The sequence below is a fragment of the Methanococcoides sp. AM1 genome (assembly GCF_900774055.1).
Taxonomy (GTDB): domain Archaea; phylum Halobacteriota; class Methanosarcinia; order Methanosarcinales; family Methanosarcinaceae; genus Methanococcoides.
This window is the reverse complement of the sequence record NZ_CAAGSW010000029.1, coordinates 1-230: the sequence shown is the minus strand read 5'-3', so window position 1 is coordinate 230 and position 230 is coordinate 1. Positions and strand designations below refer to the sequence as shown.

Here is a 230-nt window from a genome sequence, read left to right as displayed (position 1 = left end):
ATATTAATGGCACTGCTTCCGAAATCAAGACCGGTTATATCAATGTGACATCCGTTCCTATACTTCCGGTATCCGATTTCAGTGCTAATATAACTGAAGGCTATGCACCACTTACTGTTTCATTCACTGATCTCTCAACCAATGCAACGTCATGGTCCTGGGATATTGATGCTGACGGTACTGAGGATTACTCCAGTCAGAATATAATTCATACGTATGATACAGCTGGT

1 protein-coding gene is annotated in these 230 nt (G+C 41.3%); it reads left to right on the top strand.

Features of this window, described 5'->3' with window-relative positions:
* Positions 1-230 (top strand): hypothetical protein (locus E7X57_RS12610; protein ID WP_167881001.1); only part of this gene is annotated, 230 nt, incomplete at both ends.